Genomic DNA, 21,041 nt, shown 5'->3' on the forward strand with positions numbered 1-21,041 from the left:
CCGCACGACCCGTTCGGTCACCCAGGCGACGATGCTGCGCCGCCGGTCCAGCGGGAACAGCGCCACGAGCGTCAAAAGCCCGCGCAGGGCCGCGCCCTGTATCCAGTACGACAGGTTCTTCACCCGCCCGGCGTGACGCATGGCGCGCCGTTGTTCAAGCGCGGAGCCCGATTGGCAAAGGTTTGCCGATCGCCCGATATCCCGCTTTTCAGGTCGGCGGCTTCCGCGCTACGCCGTCTCAACGCCATTGCACACGGTCTGACATGCTTCGTCTTCTTCTGCCCATTGTTCTTTTGTTGTCCGCCTGCGCTTCCGCTCCGCCCCCGCAAGATCCGGCCGCCCAGACGGCGGTCGCGCTCTACCCCGGCGAAACGCCGGCCATCCGCGCCTTGGTGAACAAATGGGCCGACGTCTACGACATCCCGGCCAGCCTGGTTCACAAGGTCATCCAGCGGGAAAGCGACTACCGCCCGAAGGCCCGCAACGGGCCGTATTGGGGCATGATGCAGATCCTGCCCGCCACCGCGCGTGGCGTGAACTTCCGCGGAGAGCCGTCGCAACTGCTCGATGCCGAAACGCATCTGAAATACGCCGGTCGATATTTGCGCGGGGCCTGGATGCTGTCGGACGGGAATGAACAGGCGGCAGTCATGTGGTATGCGCGCGGATACTACTACGAAGCCAAGCGTCAGGGTCTGCTGTACGAAACCGGCCTGCGCGGCGATATGTGGGGCAAGGTCGACCGCGGCGAGGCGGCGATGGTGCCCATCGATGACGCGGGCAATCCGTTGCCGCAGGTGGCCGAAGCCCCGGTCTGTCGCCGCGCGTCCGGTTTCGCGGGTGTTCTTGGCGCGGAGACTTGTTCCTGAGGGGACGCCGCGCCTAGTGTCGCGCCATGACACGCCGCCCTTCCTTCCCGACCCGCATCGCCGCCGGCCTTGCCGCCGCCGCGATCGAGCTTTTCGCCCGCCTCATCACCGCCGTGCGCGGCGACTGGCAGGGGGTGGAACCGGTTCCCGGCCTTCGGGTCTATTACGCCAACCACGCCAGCAACGGCGATTTCGTCCTGATCTGGGCGGTGTTGCCCAAGCGTCTGCGCAACCGGGTGCGCCCCGTCGCCGGCGCGGATTATTGGCTGGGTACAAAGATCAAGCGCTTCATCGGCCGCCATGTCTTCAACGCCGTCCTGATCGACCGCGTGGGCGGTGGCCCCAGGGAAGCCCCGGTGGAACAGATGGCCCAAGCCCTAGACGAGGGGTCCTCGCTCATCATCTTTCCCGAAGGCACCCGTAACCTGACCGACGAGGTGCTGCTGCCGTTCAAGACCGGGCTCTACCATCTGGCAAAGGCCCGGCCCGACACCGATTTCGTCCCCGTCTGGATCGACAATCTCAACCGCGTCATGCCCAAGGGAGAGGTCATTCCAGTCCCGCTGCTGTGCAAGGTCACATTCGGTGCGCCGCACCGGTTGAACGGCGACGACAGGGACGCGTTTCTGGCGCGCACCCGCGATGCGCTGCTGGCCCTGGCGGGGGATGCGGCATGATCCCCGATCTCGTCATCCTGCTGTCCTGGATCGTTGGTCTGCTGATCGTGGCAAGTGTGATCGGCGGCATCCTGGAGAAGACGTACTCCGCTGACGGACAAAACGAGGCCATCGAAAACCTGACCGCCCGCATCCGGGCGTGGTGGGGCATGGTGATCCTGATCGGCATCGCGTTCCTGGCCGGACGCACCGGCGTCGTTATCCTGTTCGCGCTGTGCAGTTTCGCGGCCCTGCGCGAATTCGTGACCCTGACCAATGTCCGCCGGTCCGATCACTGGACGCTGATCATCGCGTTCTTCGTGGTCATCCCGTTTCAATACTGGCTGATCTGGGCGGGCGAATACGGCATCTATTCGATCTATATCCCGGTCTATTGCTTCCTGTTGGCCCCCATCATCAGCGCCTTGCGCGGCGAGACGGACAATTTCCTGATCCGCGTGGCCGAGGTGCAATGGGCGCTGATGATCTGCGTCTTCTGCGCCAGCCATGTCCCCGCCCTCATCACGCTGGAAATCGTGGGCTTTGAAGGGCGGGGTGTCCTGCTGATCGCGTTCCTGATCGTCGTGGTGCAGCTGTCGGATGTGCTGCAATACGTCTGGGGCAAGCTGCTCGGAAAGCACAAGATCGCCCCCCGCCTGTCGCCCTCCAAGACGGTCGAAGGCTTCGTGGGCGGCGTCGCGTCCGCCACGTTGATCGGCGCGTCGCTTTACTGGATCACGCCGTTCACGTCGCTGCAGGCCGGGATGATGGCGCTTGTCATCGCGCTCATGGGGTTCTTCGGTGGTCTGGTGATGTCGGCGATCAAACGTGACCGGGGCGTCAAGGATTGGGGCCATACGATCGAGGGACACGGCGGATTCATCGACCGGCTCGATTCGGTCGTCTTCTCGGCCCCGATCTTCTTCCATCTGACGCGCTACTGGTGGGCATGATCCGCGCCCTTGCGCGTCGGACGTGGGTGCATGTCGCCGTCGGCGCACTCTTGATGGGGGCTTGGGCGGTGTTCGCGAACCGGATGCATCCGATGGCCGAGCGGTTGCAGGCCGGCGTGGTGCAGGCGGTGCTGTCGGGCACGCTGACCGCGTTGCTCAAGACCGTCGCCGATCACCTGCGCCTGCATCTGCCGCATTGGTCGCTGGCCGCAGGCATAACCTTCGTTCTGTCCGCCGCCCTTTTGCTCAAGGTCCACGCCATGGCGGGCACGCCCGAAATCGGGCCGACCGTCGCCGTCCCGCTGGCCGTGTCGGGCACCTATGTCTTCGCCTACAGCTATCTGAGAGCCACCGATGCCTGACACCAAGAACCGCCGCCCCCTGACCAGCCGCGATACGGGATGGGCGCGGGGCATCACCCGCTGGCTGGCCGGAACGGGAATCACACCGAACCAGATTTCGGCGGCCAGCGTCGGCTTCGCGGCATTTGCCGGGGCGTGTTTCGCCGGCGTCGCGTTGACCGAAGGATTGGGTCGCGTCGCGCTTCTGATCGGCGGCGGCCTGGGCGTTCAGCTTCGCCTTCTGTGCAACCTTTTCGATGGAATGGTCGCGGTGGAGGCGGGGCAGGGCGGTCCGACCGGTCCGTTCTGGAACGAAGTGCCCGACCGGCCCGCCGACATCCTGATCCTTGTTGGCGTCGGCATCGGTGCTGGCGTCGCATGGCTGGGCTGGGCCGCGGCGGCCCTCGCCGTTCTTATCGCGTATCTGCGCGCGTTCGGCGCGTCCTTGGGGCAGGATGCCGATTATACCGGCCCCATGGCCAAGCAGCATCGCATGGCTGCCGTGACCGCTGCCGCCGTTGCCGGGGCGTTTCTAGGGGTCTGGATCGACGCGCCGCTCGTCCTGCGTATCGCGCTTTGGGTCATCGTCGCCGGGGAAATCGCGACCGCCGCGCGTCGGGCGCTGCGCATCCGCACCAAGCTGGCGCAACCGGACTGAATGGGGGGAAAATGGTGAGCCGACAGGGGCTCGAACCCTGGACCTACTGATTAAAAGTCAGTTGCTCTACCAACTGAGCTATCGGCTCTCCGGGGGTGCACGTAGCTGTGGTTTTCAGACGGGTCAAGGCCGCCTTCCCGACCATGTCGCAGTTTTTCCCGTTTTTGGTCCTGCGGATGCCGCGGACGCGCGACAGGGTGTCGGCATGTTGGATACAATTCTCTATCGCCTCCATGCGCTGCGCCGTCGCCTGCTGATCTGCGGGGGGATCGCGCTGCTGGCCGGTGTGTCGCCGACGCTCTGGCCGCACCTGCCGATGTTCGCCGCGCTCGTGATCGCGCTGACGGTGCTCAACGCGCTCGTGTTTCCCAACGGTCAGATCGAGGGGCTGACCCTGTCGTTGACCCTTCTCGTCGTGGCCCCGGTGGTGCCCTTGGCCTGGCCCTATATGTTGGCCCTGGTCGAAATGGGCCCCTGGGAAGCGGCGCATCTTCTCTTCGTGCCGCTGGGCCTGATCCTGGTGTTCAACTCGATCAGCTGGATCTGGTGCCAGATCGGAGACCTGATGTGGAAGGCCGATGCGCGGTTGATCACCGAAATGCACCTCGATGTTCCGGCGGATGTGGCACGCGACGCGCTGTTCATCCGGCCCGATCGGACTGCGGCCGGCAAGCGGTTCGGCCCCGAGCGGGATGGCTGGATTCCCGCGCTTCAGGACGTGCCGGGGGTCGACATGACCGACTGGCGCAACATCCGTGAGGAAATACACTTCCGCTATCGGATCGTCTCCCAGACGCCCGAGAGGCAATGCGTCGTGACGGTGTGCGGTGGGCCGCATATCGATGACATGGTCGGGGCCAGCGATGTGACGATCACGACCGACGGGAACGGGTGCCGATACCGGGAGGAGGCGGTCATCGACGTCAATCTGAACCTCGCGTTGTCGTTGCTGTTCGCCGATGGCATCCAGGATACCGTCAGGCATTCCGTCGATCGGCATCTGCGCCGGCACAGCCCGACACTGGCCGCCGCGCACCGCCAGACCCTGCTGACGGTTCTGGCACGGCTTCTGTCCCCCTTTGCACGGACGACGCCCGCCCCTCTGGATTAACGATTGCGGCGCCTATATGCGCGGGGCGATGGAACAGACCCGATCAGACGACCTGCCGTTCATGAAGATGCACGGGCTTGGCAACGACTTCGTCGTGGTCGACGAACGCCGCACCGGCGCGCGCGTCGATGCGGATGTTGCGTGCGCCATCGGGGACCGGCATCGCGGCGTCGGGTTCGACCAGCTTGCGGTCATCCGGGATCACGGTAAGGCCGATGTCGAACTGCTGTTCTGGAATGCCGACGGGTCGATGGCAGGGGCCTGCGGCAACGCCACGCGCTGCATCGCCGCCTGGGAAATGGCGCGGCGCGAAACCGATGCGCTGACCCTGCGGACCGAGCGCGGCGTTCTGTCGGCCCGGGCCCTGCCTGGTGATCTAACGGCGGTGAACATGGGCGCGCCCCTGCTGGACTGGGCCGATGTGCCCCTGGCCGAGGCGATGGACACGCTGCGCCTGCCGATCGACGGCGACCCGGTGGCGACCGGCATGGGCAATCCCCATTGCACCTTCTTCGTGGACGACGCGGAGGCGGTCGATCTGGCGTCGTTCGGCGCGGCCCACGAACACCATCCGCTGTTCCCCGAACGCACCAACGTGCAGATCGCCCATCTGACCGCACCCGATCATCTGCGCATGCGGGTCTGGGAACGTGGCGTCGGTATCACCCTGGCATCGGGCAGCAGTTCCTGCGCCACCGCCGTCGCCGCCGCGCGTCGCGGGCTGACCGGGCGGCAGGTGCGTATCGATCTGGACGGGGGCACGATCCACGTCGATTGGCGCGACGATGGCGTCTGGATGACCGGCCCGACGGCCCATGTCTTCGACGGGATATGGCATGGCTGACGACCCGCCCGTGTTGGGGCCCATCCTGTCGAACCACGGCTGCCGTCTGAACGCCTACGAGGCGGAGGCGATGCGCGCGCTTGCCACGCAGGCCGGTATGGACGACGCCATCATCGTCAACACCTGCGCCGTCACCGCCGAAGCCGTGCGCAAGGGCCGACAGGACATTCGCAAGCTGCGCCGCGAAAACCCCGATGCGCGCATCATCGTGACGGGCTGCGCCGCGCAGACCGACCCCGACGGCTTTGCGGCGATGCCCGAAGTCACCCACGTCATCGGCAACACCGAAAAGATGCAGCCCGCCACCTGGTCCGGGCTGGCCACCGGCGGGTCGGAGCGGTGCCAGGTCGATGACATCATGTCGGTGACAGAAACCGCCGGCCATTTGATCGACGGGTTCGGCACCCGCAGCCGCGCCTATGTGCAGGTCCAGAACGGCTGCGACCACCGCTGTACCTTCTGCATCATTCCCTACGGTCGCGGCAATTCGCGGTCGGTGCCCGCGGGCGTCGTCGTCGATCAGATCAATCGGCTGGTCGTGCGGGGCTTCAACGAGATCGTGCTGACCGGCGTCGACCTGACCAGCTGGGGGGCCGATCTGCCGGGCCAGCCGCCGCTGGGCGATCTGGTGGCCCGCATCCTGCGGCTGACGGATGTGGCGCGTCTGCGGATCTCCAGTATCGACAGCATCGAGGTGGATGACGCCCTTTTGCGCTGCATTGCCGAAGAACCGCGGTTGATGCCGCATCTGCACCTTTCGCTTCAACACGGGTCGGACCTGATCCTGAAACGGATGAAGCGGCGGCATCTGCGCGACGACGCGATCCGCTTTGCGCAGGAGGCGCGCCGTTTGCGCCCCGACATGACCTTCGGGGCCGACATCATCGCCGGTTTCCCGACCGAAACCGACGCCCATTTCGAGGACAGCCTGGCGCTGGTGGAAGACTGCGACCTGACCTGGTTGCACGTCTTCCCCTATTCCCCCCGCGCGGGCACCCCCGCGGCGAAGATGCCCGCGGTCGACGGCCGGATCATAAAGGCGCGCGCCGCCCGCCTGCGCGACGCCGGAACCCGGGCCGTCGCCCGGCACCTGGCCGCGCAGGTCGGTCGCGACCATGCGGTGCTGATGGAAAGCCCGCGCATGGGCCGGACCGCGCAGTTCGCCGAAGTCGCGTTCGACGTCGATCAACCCGAAGGTGCCATCGTCCCGACCCGGATCACCGGACTGCGGGATCACCGCCTTCTGGGCGAAGCGGCGCTCACGACGTCGTGAGAACTTGGCGCTCGGGTGATCCGCCCTAACTTACCTGCCGTAACGGAACAGTCGCAACAATCTTAGCGACTGTCCAAAACGGGAGAGATACCATGACGATCACGATCAACCGCCGCCGTCTGCTTCAACTGTCCGGTGCCACCTTCGGTACCGCCGCGCTTTCGGGCTGCGTCGGGGCCACCACCACATCCAGCCCCGACATCGTGGACGTCGCCGTCGCGAACGGCTCCTTCACCACGCTGGCCGCTGCGCTGACGGCTGCCGATCTGGTCGATACGCTGAAGGGCCCCGGTCCGTTCACCGTCTTCGCGCCCACCGATGCCGCCTTTGCGGCGCTGCCTGCCGGCACGGTCGAGAACCTGCTCCTGCCCGAGAACAAGGATCAGCTCGTTTCGATCCTGACGTATCACGTGGCCCCGAACAACTATCCGGCGTCCAGCCTGATTGGTACGAACGGCCGCATCCCCACCGTCAACGGCACGCCGCTGCACATCAACGGCCAAGGCGGCGGCGTCACGGTCGAGGGCGTACCGGTCGCCACGCCGGACGTCTTTGCCTCCAACGGCACGATCCACGTGATCGAAAGCGTTCTGCTGCCCTGATCCACGATCGCGCTGATCCCGGTTTCGGGGTCAGCGCGCCCGCAGACCCGCGCCCACGGGACGGCCCGCGAAGGCGGTCATCAACCCCGCAGCCGCGATTAAAACAATGCCGACCCATCCCCATGGCCCCGGCAGATGCGCGAACAGGGCGAAATCCAGCATGACCGCGAAGACCAGCCCCGAATAATCATACGGGGCCAACAGGGACACGGGCGCACGGGCCACCGATTCGGTCGCGGTGATATGCGTGGCCGCCCCCAGCAGCCCGGCCCCGCCCAGCCACAGCCACAACTCCGGGGTCATCGGTGTCCATCCAGTCAGCAGGACGGCGACAAGACCCATCGCCGACACGATCACCGCAAAGCTCAGCGCGATGGACATGACCGTCTCGGTCGCCGTCATCGCCCGGATCTGCACCCGGATCAGCGCCATCAGAAAGGCCGACGCGATGCCCGCGATCATCCCCGACAATTCCGGCCAGCCCCAGTCCGGATTGGCCGACGCCGTGTAAAGCATTGCCATCATGCCCGCGAACCCAAGGGCGACGGCGATCACCGTGCGCACCGACAAACGCTCTCCCAGCAGGATGACGGCCGCCGGGATCGACAGAACGGGCGTCAGATAGGACAGCGTCTGCGCGCTCGTCACCGGCAACTGGGCAAGTGCGTAGAAATTCAGCGCCATCGTGACCCCGCCCAGCGTGCCGCGCAGCAGATGCTTGCCCGGTGCCTTCGGTCGCAGATCGGACATCGGCCCGGTCAGAACCGCCCACAGCAGCAGCGGCGGGATCGACAGCGCAGCACGCAGGAACACGACCTGTGCGGTGTCCGCCGATTTGGACGCGCCGTGGATGCAGAACCCCAGAAGCGTGGCGAAGACCGCCGCCGCAAGCCGCAGCGCGATCGCCGATGCCATGCGGTCGGGCCTGTCGACCGCGGGGGGTGTCGATACAATCATTTCGTGGACACTGCGCGCGCGAACCCCCTACCACAAGACGAAGCCGGCCAGATCCCGAAGGCGCGCCATGCATCCGAACCCCACCTTCCGCACCACGTCCCACGACCGAAACCTCGCCTTCGTGCGCGCCCGTGCGTTCGGGACGCTGGCCGTCAACGCGCCGGACGGCCCGCTTCTGTCGCATGTGCCGGTCTTGTTGTCCGACGATGCCGCGACCGTCGATCTGCATCTGGTGCGGTCCAATCCGATCCTGCGCGCCGCGCCCTGCGATGCGGTGATTTCGGTCATGGGCCCGGACGGTTACGTCTCGCCCGACTGGTACGGCGTCGACGATCAGGTGCCGACATGGAACTATGTCGCCGTACATCTGCGCGGGTCCCTTCGCATGCTCGACCCCGAGGAGATGCGCGACATGCTCGACCGGCAATCCGCCGATGCGGAGGCGCATTTGGCCCCCAAGCCCCCCTGGCAAGTGGCCAAGATGACGCCGGATGTGCGCGACCGGATGATGCGGCAAATTCTGCCCTGCCGGATGGCCGTCACCTCCGTCGTGGCCACCTGGAAAGTCAGTCAGAACAAGCCCGACGCCGTCCGCCAGCGGGCCGCCGACGGGCTGGAGCGGGCGGCCCTGCAGCCCGATGCGTCCGACCTTGCCGCGTTGATGCGCGATCCGCCGGCCTGACGCTCTGGCCCTCGTGCCATCGCTCTGCTTTCTTGCGTCCTGTCCAAACCCCGGAGATTTCCATGAAGCTTCTCAGCTCCCCCGCGTCGCCCTTCGTGCGCAAATGCCGCGTCGTCCTGATCGAGACGGCGCAGGACGATGTGGAGGTCGTGGATGTGACGGCGAACCCGATGGGGGGCGATGCGGCGCTGAACGCGGCGAATCCGTCGGGAAAGATCCCCGCCCTGCTGCGCGACGACGGCCCGGCCCTCTACGACAGTCGCGTCATCACGCGTTTCCTGGATCACCGCGCAACGTCCAATCTCTATCCCGAGGGTCGTCTCTGGGATGTCCTGTCACTGGAGGCGAACGCCGACGCCATCATGGAAGCGGCGGTCGGCATCACCTACGAAAAGCGTCTGCGTCCCGAAGCCCTGTGGTGGTCCGACTGGTTCGACGCCCAATGGACCAAGATCGCGCGGTCGCTGGACGCGCTCGAATCACGGTCGATGCCGCTTTTGGAAGGACCGCTGAACGCCGGTCAGATCGGCATCGGCTGCGCGCTGGGCTATCTGGATCTGCGCCACGACGACCGCGATTGGCGCAAAGGGCGCGACGGGTTGGCGAAATGGGAGGCCTCCTTTGCCGCGCGTCCCGCCATGGCGGCGACCAAACCGGGATGACGCCGGTCCGCATCGAACAGGTGACGAACATCGCCGACGCGCTGGCCATCCGGGCGACGGTCTTCATCGAAGGGCAGGGCGTGCCCGAGAACGAGGAGGTGGACGGCCGCGACCCCGATTGCCTGCATTGGCTGGTCACCGATGCGCAGGGGCCCGTCGCCACGCTGCGCGTCCTGCCGAAATCCGAACACATGGCCAAGGTGCAGCGCGTCGCGGTGCTGGAGCGCGCGCGGGGCACGGGCCTGGGGGCGATGTTGATGCAGCACGTCATGGCGGAATTGGCGGATATGGGCTTCACCCATGCGACGCTGGGCGCGCAGCTCTCGGCGTTGGGCTTCTACGAACGCCTTGGCTTCCGCGCCCACGGCCCTACCTACGATGATGCGGGCATCGAACACCGGGATATGGACATGTCCTTGTAAACCGATGGCCTGCGCCCGTTTGTCCGCTGGCATCCGCGTCCCATCTTGCGCTAAGAGGTCGCAGAATGTCGCCGATGGGGATCCATGGGCTGATTCACGCGTTTCATGCCGGACCCCGTGCGGGGCCGAAAACCAGAACGGGAGATGGCTTCGTGTCACACGCAGACGATCACGCGGGCACCCGCCGCGACTTTCTCTACTACGCGACCGGGGCCGCTGGCGTCGTCGTCACCGGTGCGGCCGTCTGGCCGCTGGTCAACCAGATGAACCCTTCGGCGGACGTGCAGGCGCTGGCCTCGATCGACGTTGACGTCTCCACCCTGGAGCCGGGCACACAGCTGACCGTCAAATGGCTGGGCAAGCCCGTTTTCGTCCGTCGCCGCACCCAAGAAGAGATCGATGCCGCCACCGGCGTCGAGATGTCCGAGTTGCCCGACCCGAACGCCGAGAACGCGAATCTCGACCCGGCGGCCGATGCCTCCGACGCCAACCGTGCCATTCCGGGCTTCGACGACGGCGATGTCGCAAGCGGTGAATGGCTTGTGATGATCGGCGTCTGTACGCACCTTGGCTGCGTGCCTCTGGGCGACGCGGGTGACTTCGGCGGGTGGTTCTGCCCCTGCCACGGATCGCACTACGATACGGCCGGACGCATCCGGCAAGGGCCTGCGCCCCGCAACCTTCCGGTCCCGGTCGCGCAGTTCACCGACCCCACAACAATCAAACTGGGCTGAGGAGACACCACCATGGCTGGAATTCCCCACGACCAATATGAACCGACCACGGGGGCCGAAAAGTGGGTCCACCGCCGGATCCCGATCCTTGGTCTGCTCTATGACACGCTGATGATCCCCACGCCCAAGAACCTGAACTGGATGTGGATCTGGGGCATCGTCCTGACCTTTACGCTGCTGTTGCAGATCATCACCGGCATCGTGCTGGTCATGCACTACACGCCGCATGTCGATCTGGCCTTCGGGTCGGTCGAGCATATCATGCGCAACGTGAACGGTGGCTGGGCGCTTCGCTACATCCACGCCAACGGCGCATCGCTGTTCTTCATCGCGGTCTATGCCCACATCTTCCGGAACCTGTACTACGGGTCCTACAAGGCCCCGCGCGAAATCACGTGGGTCATCGGCATCGTCATCTATCTGCTGATGATGGGCACGGCCTTCATGGGTTACGTTCTGCCCTGGGGTCAGATGTCCTTCTGGGGCGCGACCGTGATCACCGGCCTGTTCGGCGCCATCCCGTTCGTGGGTGAAGGTCTGCAGACCTGGCTGCTGGGTGGACCGGCGGTCGACAACGCGACGCTGACGCGCTTCTTCTCGCTGCACTACCTCATGCCCTTCCTGATCCTGGGCCTGACGATCGTGCACATCTGGTCGTTCCACTCGACCGGCAACAACAACCCGACGGGCGTCGAAGTGCGCCGCACGTCCAAGGAAGAAGCCAAGCGCGACACTCTGCCGTTCTGGCCCTACTTCGTGATCAAGGACGCCTTCGCGCTTGCCGTGATCCTGCTCGTGTTCTTCGCGGTCGTCGGTTTCATGCCCAACTATCTGGGTCACCCCGACAACTACATCGAGGCGAATGCCCTGGCGACGCCCGCACACATTGTTCCCGAATGGTACTTCCTGCCGTTCTACGCGATCCTGCGGGCCTTCACGGCAGACGTCTGGATCGTGATCGCGGCCAATTGGATCACCGGCGGGATCGTCGATGCGAAGTTCTTCGGCGTGGTTGCCATGTTCGGCGCGATCGTCGCGATGGCTTTGGCCCCCTGGCTCGACACGTCGTCGGTCCGGTCGGGTCGGTACCGTCCGATGTTCAAGTGGTTCTTCCTGGTGCTGGTCATCGATTTCTTCGCGCTGATGTGGCTTGGTGCCATGCCGGCGGAGGAGCCGTGGGCGTCCCTGTCGCTCATCGCGTCGACCTACTGGTTCGCCTATTTCCTGGTGGTTCTGCCGCTTCTGGGCGTGTTCGAGAAGCCGCTGGCCCGTCCGGCGACGATCGAGGAAGCCTATGCCAACGAACATGGCGGCAGCACGGGTGGCGGCTCGGGCAAAGCCACCGCAGCCACCCCGGCCGAATAAGGAGAAAGTCGAAGATGCTTTCCAAACTCACCACGGCTCTCGCGGCCCTCGTGATCGGATCCTCGGCGGCCATCGCCGCCGGGGATTACGAAACCCAGATCACCGATTATGCCTTCCCGTTCGAAGGCCCTTTCGGAACCTACGATCAGAATCAGCTGCAACGCGGGCTGAAGGTCTACACCGAGATTTGCTCGGCCTGTCACGGACTGAAGTTCGTTCCCATCCGGACGCTCTCGGACGCCGGTGGACCCGAATTCTCGGAAGACCAGGTCAAAGCCTACGCGGAGCTGATCGAGGTCTATAAGCTGGACGAAGAGACCGGGGAGTACGATTACTTCCAGGCTTCGGTCACCGATCACTTCCCCGCAAACAACTCGGTCGGCGCACCCGACCTGTCGCTGATGGCCAAGGCGCGGGCCGGCTTCCACGGGCCGGTCAACCTCGGGATCAATCAACTCGTCAAGGGTATGGGCGGACCCGAGTACATCGCGTCCCTCCTGACCGGATATACCGGCGAGGAGAAGGAAGAGGCGGGAACCATCCTCTACGAGAACACCGCCTTTCCGGGCGGCTGGATCTCGATGGCTCCGGTGATCGAAGACGGCTGGATTGACTTCGACGACGGCGCCGATAACTCGCAGGATGCGATCGCAACCGACGTCGCGGCCTTTCTGATGTGGACGGCCGAGCCCAAGTTGGCCGCGCGCAAGCAGATGGGCCTTACGGCGGTCATCATGCTCGCCGTGCTGTCGGTCCTGCTCTACTTCACCAACAAGCGCATCTGGGCGCCGGTGAAGGGCAACAAGGACGACTGATCGGGGCACGTCTCGCATCGGCAGAAACCAGGCCGGCCCTTCGGGGTCGGCCTTTTTCGTTGGGCAATCGCGCCCGGATTGGGCAGACTCCGGTGACAGCTGCGGGGAATGCAATGGACGACTTCAAGAAGACCAATCGCGCGGGACGCGGCATCGCGATGCTTTTCGCCAATGTCGGATGGGGCATTGCCGCTGTCGGCTTCCTGCTCGCGGCTGCCGGTTTCATGCTGGGGGCCACGCCGGGGTCGGTGGACGCGCCCGGACCGATCACCTGGACCGGACGACTCGTGGCCAGCGCGCCGGGTGTCGGCCTCGCCCTCTTCGGCCTGTTCTCTGTCCTGATGGCGGCGCAGACCCGCGCCGCGCTCGATACGGCAGACATCATGCGGGCAATGCTGCTGCAGGCGCGTCGGGCAAAACCTGCGGCCCCGGTTGTTCGTTCGGCCGATCCGGTTGAACCCGCTGTCGCGCCTATGCCCGCGGCACCGCCGCCCGCACCTGCACCGGTTCCCGCCTCGGACGACGTGCCGCCGATGCCGCCCAATCTACGCCCGCGCGTGGCACCCGTGACGCCACAACCGGCACAGCCCCCGGCGAAGCCTACAACCCGGTCCGAGCCTGTCTTGAAGTCGACTTCAAAATCGGGGGAAGGCCCCCGGCCCCATCCGATCTTCAGCGCGAAACCCCCGCGCTGATCCAAGCAGGGGTCGAACGAAAACGGGGCCCCGCAGGACCCCGTTTCCAGTTCGTCGATGTCGCAAGACCTACTCGGTGCCGAGCGTCCGCTCCACTTCCTGACGGGTGAAGATCTCGATCACATCGCCCTTGCGGATATCTTCGTACCGCTCGAACGCCATGCCGCATTCCTGACCGGACTGCACTTCCTTCACTTCGTCCTTGAAGCGCTTGAGCGTCTTCAGGGTGCCCTCGTGGATCACCACGTCGTCGCGCAGCAGGCGGACCCCGGCGGACCGCTGGGCGATCCCCTCGGTGACCAGACAACCCGCGACGTTGCCGACGCCCGTGACCTTGAAGACCTCGCGGATTTCGGCATAGCCGATGAAGGTCTCCTTGATCTCGGCGGACAGCAGGCCCGATGCGGCGTCGCGGATGTCGTCGACCATGTCGTAGATGACCGAGTAATACCGGATCTCCACACCCTTCTGGTTCGCCGCCGCCCGCGCCGGCGCATTGGCCCGCACGTTAAAGCCGATGACCGGCGCACCCGAGGCTTCGGCCAGGGTGATGTCGCTCTCGGTGATCGCACCGACGCCCGAATGCAGAACGCGAACGCGCACTTCATCGTTGCCGATCTTCTCCATCGCCTGAAGGATCGCCTCGGCGGAGCCTTGAACGTCGGCTTTCACCAGAATGGGCAGTTCGGAGACGTCTTTGTCTTCCTTCACCTTCGCCATCATCTGATCCAGCGTCGTCGCGGCACCCGCGGCCGCGCGCTTGTCCTTGGCGGCCTGCATCCGGTATTCGGAGATTTCGCGCGCTTGCGCTTCCGTCCCGACCACGTTCAGCACGTCACCAGCGCCCGGCGTTCCCGACAGGCCCAGGACTTCGACGGGCACGGACGGGCCGGCCTCCTCGACGCGCTTGCCGGAATCGTCGATCAAGGCGCGAACCTTGCCCCACTGCTCGCCCACGACGAAGATATCGCCGCGCCGCAGGGTGCCGTTCTGCACCAGAACCGTCGCCACCGGGCCGCGACCCACGTCCAGCTGCGCCTCGATCACAGCGGCTTCGGCATTGCGCTTGGGGTTCGCCTTCAGCTCCAGGATCTCCGCCTGCAGCGCGATGGCTTCCAACAGCTTGTCCAGGCCTTCGCCCGTGTGGGCCGAAACCTCGACGTCCTGCACTTCGCCCGACATCGCCTCGACGACGACTTCGTGCTGCAACAGATCCGTACGGACCTTCTGCGGATCGGCACCGGGACGGTCCATCTTGTTGATCGCGATGATCATCGGAACGTTCGCGGCCTTGGCGTGATTGATCGCCTCGACCGTCTGCGGCATGACCTGATCGTCTGCGGCCACGACTAGGACGACGATATCCGTCACCTGCGCGCCGCGGGCCCGCATCGATGTGAACGCGGCGTGACCCGGCGTGTCCAGGAAGGACAATGCCTTGCCACCCACTTCGACCTGATAGGCGCCGATGTGCTGCGTGATGCCGCCGGATTCGCCCGACGCGACCTTGGTCTTGCGGATCGCATCCAGAAGCGACGTCTTGCCGTGGTCGACGTGGCCCATGATCGTGATGACCGGCGCGCGGTCCACCAGATCCTCTGGCTTGTCCTCGACGCTCTCGATGACCTGCTCGACGTCCGATTCCGACACGCGCTGCACGCTGTGGCCGAATTCCTCGATGATCAACTCGGCGGTATCCGCGTCGATGACCTCGTTCTGGGTGACCATCATGCCGCTTTGCATCAGCGACTTGACCACCGCCGCCACACGTTCGGACATGCGGTTGGCCAGCTCCGAAACGACGATCGTCTCGGGCAGCTGCACCGTGCGCATCACCTTTTCCTGCGGGGTGGACGGGCCGCCCCGACGCTGACGCTCCTGCTTGCGGCGCATCGACGCCATCGACCGCTGTCGACCGCCTTCGCCGCCGCGCAGGGCCTGGTTCACGGTCAGCTTGCCGCCGCGACGCTCGCCATCTGTCTTCGGCTTGCCCGAATCGTCCTCGCGCTTGCGGGGGGCATCGTTGCGGGCCGGCCGCGCGTCCGGGCCAAGGTTGCGGGTGCGGTCGGGCTTGTCGGCCGTCGGCGCGGTCGCGGGCGTAACCGTTCCGGCGGGACGCTCGCGCGCTTCGCGGGCCTCTTCCTGCCGGCGGGCGTCATCCTCGGCCTTTTGCTTGAGAAGTTGCTCGCGCTCCTTCTCCTCGCGGTCCTTGGCCTCGATCTCCTCGCGGCGGCGCTTGCGCTCTTGATCGCGCTCCTGCTCTTCGCGGGCACGACGCTCGTTGTCCTCGGCTTCGCGGGCCTTGGCGGCCTGCAACGCCTTGAGACGCCGATCCATTTCCGAGTCGGTCGTCGCGGTCTGCTTGCCGCCCTGTGCGTTGACTGCAGCCGCCGATTGGGCACCCGGCTTGGGCACCGAAACGCGCTTGCGCTTGGTTTCCACCACGACATTGTTGGTGCGTCCGCGGGCGAAGCTCTGCTTCACGGTGCCCGCGCGGGCGCCACCAGAAAGTCCGAGGGGTTTTTTGCCGTCCTGATCGCTCATGCGTTCCCAGTATCCTTCTCGGCAGCCGGAGTGCTGCCATCAATTTGTCTGATGCCTTGAAGCCTTGCGGCTTCCTCTACAATACGACGCGCCAAGGTTCCAGATGCGACCGCAGCGTGGATCACGCGGTCCTTTCCGAAAGCCAGGCCCAGCTCGTCCGCCGTCAGGAAGCCGATCCATTTGCCGTCCGACGGCGTCGACAGCTTCCCCTTGCCGCGCTCCGACCCGTCGGAGGCTTGCATCAAAACGCGCGCCTCTCCCCGGTCGAGCATGATCTTCACCTTCTCATAGCCCGCCATCGCCTTGCCCGCCTTGCGCGCCATGCCGATCGCATCTTGAAGCCGTTTGAGAAGGACGGTTTCCAGCAGATCCAGCAACCCGTCGGGCACTTGGACCTGTTTCTTCGCTCCACGTGAAAATAGGCGCTTGGACACCGCTTTTTCAAGCGTTGTCCGATCGGCCGTCACGTATATGCCACGTCCGGGCAGCTTGCCCGCGACGTCCGGATAGACCGTATCGTCGGGGCCCACCACGAAACGGATCAGCCCGGCCTTCGGCCCGACCTCTCCGGTGACGATGCAGCGACGATCAGGCTCGTCGCGATTTTTGTCTCTGCCGCCGCGCGTCAGGGGAAAAATCCGGGGCGATCACGCCCCGGCCTCCTCGGGCTGGGCGGCTTCGGCTTCCTCGTCCGAGGTGCCGACGACGTCTTCGGGGCTGACCCAGCCCAGCATCACGCGGGCGGTCATGATCATGTCCTGTGCTTCCTCCAGCGTGACATCGAATGGCTCCAACAGGCCATCGTCCTTGTGACGCTCGCCGCCTTCGATGGTCCAGCCGCCGGCAATTTCCCAGTCGGCGCAGGTTGCGAAATCTTCCAGCGTCTTGATCCCGTCGGCGGTCAGCGCCTGCAGCATTTGCGGCGTCAGCCCTTCGAAATTCGCCAGATCGTCGGCCAGACCGGCTTCGCGCGCGGCCTCCATCGCCTTGGCGTTCTGCGCTTCCAGATAGTCGCGGGCACGGGCTTGCAATTCGCCGGCGGTGTCGGCGTCGACCCCGTCGATCACCAGCAGTTCGTCCACTTCGACATACGCGACTTCTTCCAGGTTCGTGAACCCTTCGGACACCAGCAGCTGCGCAAAGAATTCGTCCAGATCCAGCGTGTCCATGAACAGCTTGGTCCGCTCCTCGAACTCGGCCTGGCGACGCTTGGACTCCTCTTCCTCGGTCAGGATGTCGATATCCAGACCGGTCAACTGACTGGCCAGACGCACGTTCTGACCGCGCCGCCCGATGGCCAGCGACAGCTGCTCCTCTGGGACGACGACTTCGATGCGCTCGGCTTCCTCGTCGATGACGACCTTGGTCACCTCGGCGGGCTGCAGGGCGTTCACAAGGAACGTGGCCGCATCGTCGGTCCAGGGGATGATGTCGATCTTTTCGCCCTGAAGCTCGTTGACGACGGCCTGGACGCGGCTGCCGCGCATGCCGACGCAGGCCCCGACGGGGTCGATGCTGCTGTCATAGGAAATCACGGCGATCTTGGCGCGGCTGCCAGGGTCGCGGGCACAACCCTTGATCTCGATCACGCCATCATAGATTTCCGGCACTTCCATACGGAACAGCTCCACCATGAATTCGGGCGCGGTGCGCGACAGGAAGATCTGCGGGCCGCGTTCCTCGCGGCGCACGTCCTTGATGAACACGCGGATGCGGTCGCCGGGGCGATAGCTTTCGCGCCCGATCTTGTCGTTGCGCCGCAACGACGCTTCGCCCGCGCCGATGTCGACGATGACGTTGCCGTATTCCTCGCGCTTGACGACACCGTTGATGATCGTGCCGGCGCGGTCCTTGAACTCTTCGTACTGACGCTCGCGCTCGGCCTCGCGCACCTTCTGGATGATGACCTGCTTGGCCGACTGGGCGGCGATGCGCCCCATGTCCACGGGCGGCACTTCCTCGACGAAGGTGTCACCGATCTTGGGGTCGTCCAGATATTGCTTGGCCGTCTCGACCGTGAATTCGGCCTTTTCGTTCTCCAGCAGCTCTTCCTCGACCACGGTGCGCACGCGGGTGAACGTCGCGCGGCCCGACTTGCGGTCGATGTCCACGCGGATGTCCATCTCGGACCCGTAGCGCGACTTCGCAGCCCGGGCGAGCGACTCCTCCATCGCCTCGATGACCAGACCGGGGTCGATCATCTTCTCGCGGGCGACCGCGTCGGCGATCTGGAGCAGCTCCAGCTGGTTGGCGGATGTAATGGCCATGGTCAGTCTTCCTCACCGTCAATGAGCGTCTTTACTTCGTCGAACTGGGTCTCGTCGATCTGACCCTTGTCCTTGCGATTCTTCAGCACGTCCCGGATCAGCTCATCCGTCAGGATAAGCTTGGCATCCGACAGCCAATCGAACTTCAGACCGATGGTGGGCGTCTCCTTGCCCTGCTCGATCTCGATCAGCACTTCGTCGTCTTCCGTCCCGCGCAGCCAGCCTTTGAACCGGCGCTGCCCGTCGATCAACTCTTCCGTCTCGATGCGGGCTTCGTAATCGGCCCAGACGTCAAAGTCCTTGATCCGCGTCAGCGGGCGGTCGATGCCGGGGCTGCTGACTTCCAGCGTGTATTCCTCGGAAATCGGGTCTTCCACGTCCAGAACCGCCGACAGATCCGTCGAAATCCGCGCCAATTCGTCCACTTCGATTCCGCCGTCGGGCCGATCCGCCATGATCTGCAGCAGGGCGTTCTTGCCCGACATCAGGCGCAGCCGCACCAACTCGAACCCCATGTCCTCGATGACGGGGGTGACGATGTCGGCGAGGCGCTTGTCCAGCGCGGTCTTGGCGATCAGGTCTGACATGAAATCCTTGGCATGGGTTGGGACACAAAAAAACGGGCACGCGGCCCGTTGTCTTATCCGGTGGGGCCCGAAGGCCGCCGCTGTTGAAGGGGATATAGGGACAGGCGTGGAAACATGCAAGCGTTGCAACAGATATGTCTCAGACCCCCGCAGGAGAGCGCCCATGCCCACCCTCGACATCGCCCTGACCGACATCCCCGAAGGCACCCCGTTTCAGCCCGAGGATGCGTCCGTCCTGCTGATCCGCTTCGGCAACGACGTATCCGCCATGGCTCCGACCTGCCCGCATCTGGGCCTGCCGCTGTCCAAGGGCGTGGTCCGTGACGGCACATTGGTCTGCGCCTTCCATCACGCCTGTTTCGACGCGCGGACCGGCAAGCAGACGCAGCCACCGGGCCGGGGCGACCTGCGCCGCTACGACGTCGTGCAGCGCGACGGCCGCGTCATCGTGGAGGTGCCCGAACATCCGTCGGACCACGTCGCCCCCGATCACGCCCGCCAGGGCAGCGATCCGCGCCGCTTCGTCATCGTCGGTGCGGGGGCCGCGGGCGACGCTTGCAGCCATGCCCTGCGGGAGGGCGGCTTCGCGGGCACGATCGAGCTGGTCTCTCCGACCGGGCAACCGCTCGACCGCACCATGTTGTCCAAAGCCGTTCTGACGGGCGACAAGACGCCAGACGATCTGATCCTGACCGGCGCGCGCGCGATGGCCGATCTGGACATCACGCTGATCGAAGGGTCCGTCACCGGCATCGACGGGGCCCATGTGCTGACGGACGATGGCGGGCGTCTGGCCTTCGACGGTCTGCTGGTGGCCCCCGGCGGCGTGGCGATTCGCCCCGACTGGCCCGGGGCCGACCTGCCCGGTGTCCACGTCCTGCGCTGCGGCGACGATGCGGCGGCCCTGTCCACGGCCGCGACCGATGCCGAAAGCGCGATTTTCGTCGGCGGTGGCTTCATCGGGATGGAGGGGGCGCTGTCGCTGACCAAGCGCGGCCTGTCCGTCACGGTCGTTCTGCGCGAAGACCTGCCGCTGGCCAACGTGCTGGGCGAGCGCATCGCGCAGGCCATCCTGGCGGAACATCGCGCGGCGGGCGTCACCTTCGTCACCGGGGCCGACGTGTCGGGCGTCGCGGGCACCGACATGGCCACCGGCGTGACCCTGGCCGATGGCACCGTCCTCGATGCCGATATCGTCGTTCTGGCCTTGGGGGTGAAGCCCGCCACCGCCGCGCTCGACGGTCTGCCCCTGATCGACGATGGCAGCGTGGCGACCGGACGCGATCTGTCCGTCCCCGGTCATCCCGGCGTTTTCGTCGCAGGCGATTGCGCCACCGTGCCCACCGCGTTCGGCACTGCCCGCATCGAACACTGGCGCGTCGCGCAGCAACACGGCCGCAACGCCGCCCGCGCCTTTCTGGGGCAGGACGTGCCGGGCGATATCCCGTTCTTCTGGACCGCGCTGGCACGGCAATACCGCTATCTGGGCCATGCGACGGAGTGGGACGAGATCGTCTTCGACGGCGATCCGACCGGCGACTTTCTCGCCCGCTACCTCAAGGATGGGCTGGTGATGGCCGCCGTCACCGCCGGGCGCGACGGCGATCTGGCCGCGCTTCACTTGGAAATGCAGGCGGCGGGTGGGCCGGTTCCGGCCTAGCCGCAGGACAGATCGGTGATCGTCCCCGCCTCGTCCACCTCGATGTTGAGGCGTTCGGGGCGGTAATCCGTTGTCCCGATCCGGCCCGGTCCGACGATCCGCATGTCCAGATCCGCCGGAAGGGTCACCGCCGCCAAAGGCGTTCCGATCAGCGACCGGTATCCCTGCGCGCCGCAGGCATCGGGCGGGGCGGCGGCCACGCGATCGTCCTTGCATCCTGCAAGCGCGGTCAGCGTCAGCAGAAAAAATACGGTCGGTTTCATCTCGGCGGTCTCCGGTGGGGTGGGGCAGGCCGATCCTAGGATGGTTGCCCGCCCGCGCACCAGCCCGGCCCGCGACAAGGG

General features: G+C 65.6%; 23 protein-coding genes and 1 tRNA gene. 17 read left to right on the forward strand and 7 right to left on the reverse strand.

Annotation, left to right across the window (positions count from 1 at the left end; all coding sequences use genetic code 11):
• The first annotated feature begins 263 nt into the window (after window positions 1–263).
• Genes JDO7802_RS06275 through JDO7802_RS06295 form a run of 5 tightly spaced genes read left to right on the forward strand, consistent with a single transcriptional unit; the run spans window position 264 to window position 3,477 of the window.
• The gene (locus JDO7802_RS06275) at window positions 264–869 is read left to right on the forward strand and encodes a transglycosylase SLT domain-containing protein (RefSeq protein ID WP_083481049.1); all 606 of its coding nucleotides are present in this window, start codon (window positions 264–266) and stop codon (window positions 867–869) included.
• A gap of 26 nt (window positions 870–895) precedes the next feature.
• Window positions 896–1,546, forward strand: coding sequence for a lysophospholipid acyltransferase family protein (locus tag JDO7802_RS06280; RefSeq protein ID WP_055083715.1), 651 nt, complete (start codon window positions 896–898; stop codon window positions 1,544–1,546).
• Window positions 1,543–2,478, forward strand: a complete 936-nt coding sequence (locus JDO7802_RS06285) for a phosphatidate cytidylyltransferase (protein WP_055083717.1) — start codon at window positions 1,543–1,545, stop codon at window positions 2,476–2,478. The genes JDO7802_RS06280 and JDO7802_RS06285 overlap by 4 nt, the downstream gene beginning before the upstream one ends.
• Window positions 2,475–2,840 (forward strand): hypothetical protein, encoded by a 366-nt coding sequence (locus tag JDO7802_RS06290; RefSeq protein ID WP_055083719.1) that lies wholly within the window; start codon window positions 2,475–2,477, stop codon window positions 2,838–2,840. The genes JDO7802_RS06285 and JDO7802_RS06290 overlap by 4 nt, the downstream gene beginning before the upstream one ends.
• Complete coding sequence (locus tag JDO7802_RS06295) at window positions 2,833–3,477, forward strand: CDP-alcohol phosphatidyltransferase family protein (RefSeq protein WP_055083721.1); 645 nt, start codon at window positions 2,833–2,835, stop codon at window positions 3,475–3,477. The genes JDO7802_RS06290 and JDO7802_RS06295 overlap by 8 nt, the downstream gene beginning before the upstream one ends.
• A gap of 12 nt (window positions 3,478–3,489) precedes the next feature.
• On the opposite strand, the gene JDO7802_RS06300 is transcribed toward JDO7802_RS06295, so the two are convergent.
• Window positions 3,490–3,565, reverse strand: a tRNA-Lys gene (locus JDO7802_RS06300).
• Window positions 3,566–3,682: 117 nt separating this feature from the next.
• Between JDO7802_RS06300 and JDO7802_RS06305 the strand changes: the two genes are divergently transcribed.
• From JDO7802_RS06305 to JDO7802_RS06320, 4 genes are all read left to right on the forward strand, one after another.
• On the forward strand, window positions 3,683–4,588 hold the full coding sequence (locus JDO7802_RS06305; protein ID WP_055083722.1) for a hypothetical protein: 906 nt from the start codon (window positions 3,683–3,685) through the stop codon (window positions 4,586–4,588).
• A 28-nt stretch (window positions 4,589–4,616) separates the two neighbouring features.
• On the forward strand, window positions 4,617–5,432 hold the full coding sequence (dapF, locus tag JDO7802_RS06310) for a diaminopimelate epimerase (protein WP_055084776.1): 816 nt from the start codon (window positions 4,617–4,619) through the stop codon (window positions 5,430–5,432).
• On the forward strand, window positions 5,425–6,705 hold the full coding sequence (gene mtaB, locus JDO7802_RS06315) for a tRNA (N(6)-L-threonylcarbamoyladenosine(37)-C(2))-methylthiotransferase MtaB (protein ID WP_055083724.1): 1,281 nt from the start codon (window positions 5,425–5,427) through the stop codon (window positions 6,703–6,705). The genes dapF and mtaB overlap by 8 nt, the downstream gene beginning before the upstream one ends.
• A gap of 92 nt (window positions 6,706–6,797) precedes the next feature.
• The gene (locus tag JDO7802_RS06320) at window positions 6,798–7,307 is read left to right on the forward strand and encodes a fasciclin domain-containing protein (protein ID WP_055083726.1); all 510 of its coding nucleotides are present in this window, start codon (window positions 6,798–6,800) and stop codon (window positions 7,305–7,307) included.
• A 30-nt stretch (window positions 7,308–7,337) separates the two neighbouring features.
• On the opposite strand, the gene JDO7802_RS06325 is transcribed toward JDO7802_RS06320, so the two are convergent.
• Complete coding sequence (locus tag JDO7802_RS06325; RefSeq protein ID WP_055083728.1) at window positions 7,338–8,222, reverse strand: DMT family transporter; 885 nt, start codon at window positions 8,220–8,222, stop codon at window positions 7,338–7,340.
• Between the two features lie 109 nt (window positions 8,223–8,331).
• Here JDO7802_RS06325 and JDO7802_RS06330 point away from each other — a divergent pair, with 109 nt between their 5' ends.
• From JDO7802_RS06330 to JDO7802_RS17925, 7 genes are all read left to right on the forward strand, one after another.
• Window positions 8,332–8,946 (forward strand): FMN-binding negative transcriptional regulator, encoded by a 615-nt coding sequence (locus JDO7802_RS06330; protein WP_055083729.1) that lies wholly within the window; start codon window positions 8,332–8,334, stop codon window positions 8,944–8,946.
• 62 nt (window positions 8,947–9,008) lie between these two features.
• Complete coding sequence (locus tag JDO7802_RS06335; protein ID WP_055083731.1) at window positions 9,009–9,608, forward strand: glutathione S-transferase; 600 nt, start codon at window positions 9,009–9,011, stop codon at window positions 9,606–9,608.
• Window positions 9,605–10,030 carry a GNAT family N-acetyltransferase gene (locus JDO7802_RS06340; RefSeq protein ID WP_055083733.1) on the forward strand — a complete coding sequence of 142 codons (426 nt, stop codon included), beginning with the start codon at window positions 9,605–9,607 and terminating at the stop codon, window positions 10,028–10,030. Before JDO7802_RS06335 ends, JDO7802_RS06340 begins: the two co-directional genes overlap by 4 nt.
• A 152-nt stretch (window positions 10,031–10,182) precedes the next feature.
• On the forward strand, window positions 10,183–10,764 hold the full coding sequence (petA, locus tag JDO7802_RS06345) for a ubiquinol-cytochrome c reductase iron-sulfur subunit (protein WP_055084778.1): 582 nt from the start codon (window positions 10,183–10,185) through the stop codon (window positions 10,762–10,764).
• 12 nt (window positions 10,765–10,776) lie between these two features.
• The gene (locus JDO7802_RS06350) at window positions 10,777–12,129 is read left to right on the forward strand and encodes a cytochrome b (RefSeq protein WP_055083735.1); all 1,353 of its coding nucleotides are present in this window, start codon (window positions 10,777–10,779) and stop codon (window positions 12,127–12,129) included.
• A gap of 14 nt (window positions 12,130–12,143) precedes the next feature.
• Window positions 12,144–12,944: a cytochrome c1 gene (locus JDO7802_RS06355; RefSeq protein ID WP_055083737.1), complete on the forward strand. Its 801-nt coding sequence runs from the start codon at window positions 12,144–12,146 to the stop codon at window positions 12,942–12,944.
• A 113-nt stretch (window positions 12,945–13,057) separates the two neighbouring features.
• On the forward strand, window positions 13,058–13,639 hold the full coding sequence (locus tag JDO7802_RS17925; protein WP_055083740.1) for a hypothetical protein: 582 nt from the start codon (window positions 13,058–13,060) through the stop codon (window positions 13,637–13,639).
• 69 nt (window positions 13,640–13,708) lie between these two features.
• Here JDO7802_RS17925 and infB read toward each other — a convergent pair whose 3' ends face one another.
• Genes infB through rimP form a run of 4 tightly spaced genes read right to left on the reverse strand, consistent with a single transcriptional unit; the run spans window position 13,709 to window position 19,037 of the window.
• Entirely contained in the window at window positions 13,709–16,183 is a 2,475-nt protein-coding gene (gene infB / locus JDO7802_RS06365) for a translation initiation factor IF-2 (RefSeq protein ID WP_055083742.1), read from the reverse strand.
• Window positions 16,180–16,812 (reverse strand): RNA-binding protein, encoded by a 633-nt coding sequence (locus JDO7802_RS06370; RefSeq protein ID WP_055083744.1) that lies wholly within the window; start codon window positions 16,810–16,812, stop codon window positions 16,180–16,182. Before JDO7802_RS06370 ends, infB begins: the two co-directional genes overlap by 4 nt.
• Before the next feature lie 18 nt (window positions 16,813–16,830).
• Entirely contained in the window at window positions 16,831–18,450 is a 1,620-nt protein-coding gene (gene nusA / locus JDO7802_RS06375; RefSeq protein ID WP_055083746.1) for a transcription termination factor NusA, read from the reverse strand.
• A gap of 2 nt (window positions 18,451–18,452) precedes the next feature.
• Entirely contained in the window at window positions 18,453–19,037 is a 585-nt protein-coding gene (rimP, locus tag JDO7802_RS06380; RefSeq protein ID WP_055083748.1) for a ribosome maturation factor RimP, read from the reverse strand.
• Between the two features lie 163 nt (window positions 19,038–19,200).
• Between rimP and JDO7802_RS06385 the strand changes: the two genes are divergently transcribed.
• A complete protein-coding gene (locus tag JDO7802_RS06385) occupies window positions 19,201–20,697 on the forward strand; it encodes an FAD-dependent oxidoreductase (protein ID WP_055083750.1) in 1,497 nt (498 codons plus the stop codon).
• On the opposite strand, the gene JDO7802_RS06390 is transcribed toward JDO7802_RS06385, so the two are convergent.
• Window positions 20,694–20,960, reverse strand: coding sequence for an I78 family peptidase inhibitor (locus JDO7802_RS06390; RefSeq protein ID WP_055083752.1), 267 nt, complete (start codon window positions 20,958–20,960; stop codon window positions 20,694–20,696). The two genes, JDO7802_RS06385 and JDO7802_RS06390, sit on opposite strands and share 4 nt — an antisense overlap.
• Between the last annotated feature and the right edge of the window lie 81 nt (window positions 20,961–21,041).

Origin of the sequence: Jannaschia donghaensis (assembly GCF_001403795.1) — a bacterium.
Classification (GTDB): Bacteria; Pseudomonadota; Alphaproteobacteria; order Rhodobacterales; family Rhodobacteraceae; genus Jannaschia; species Jannaschia donghaensis.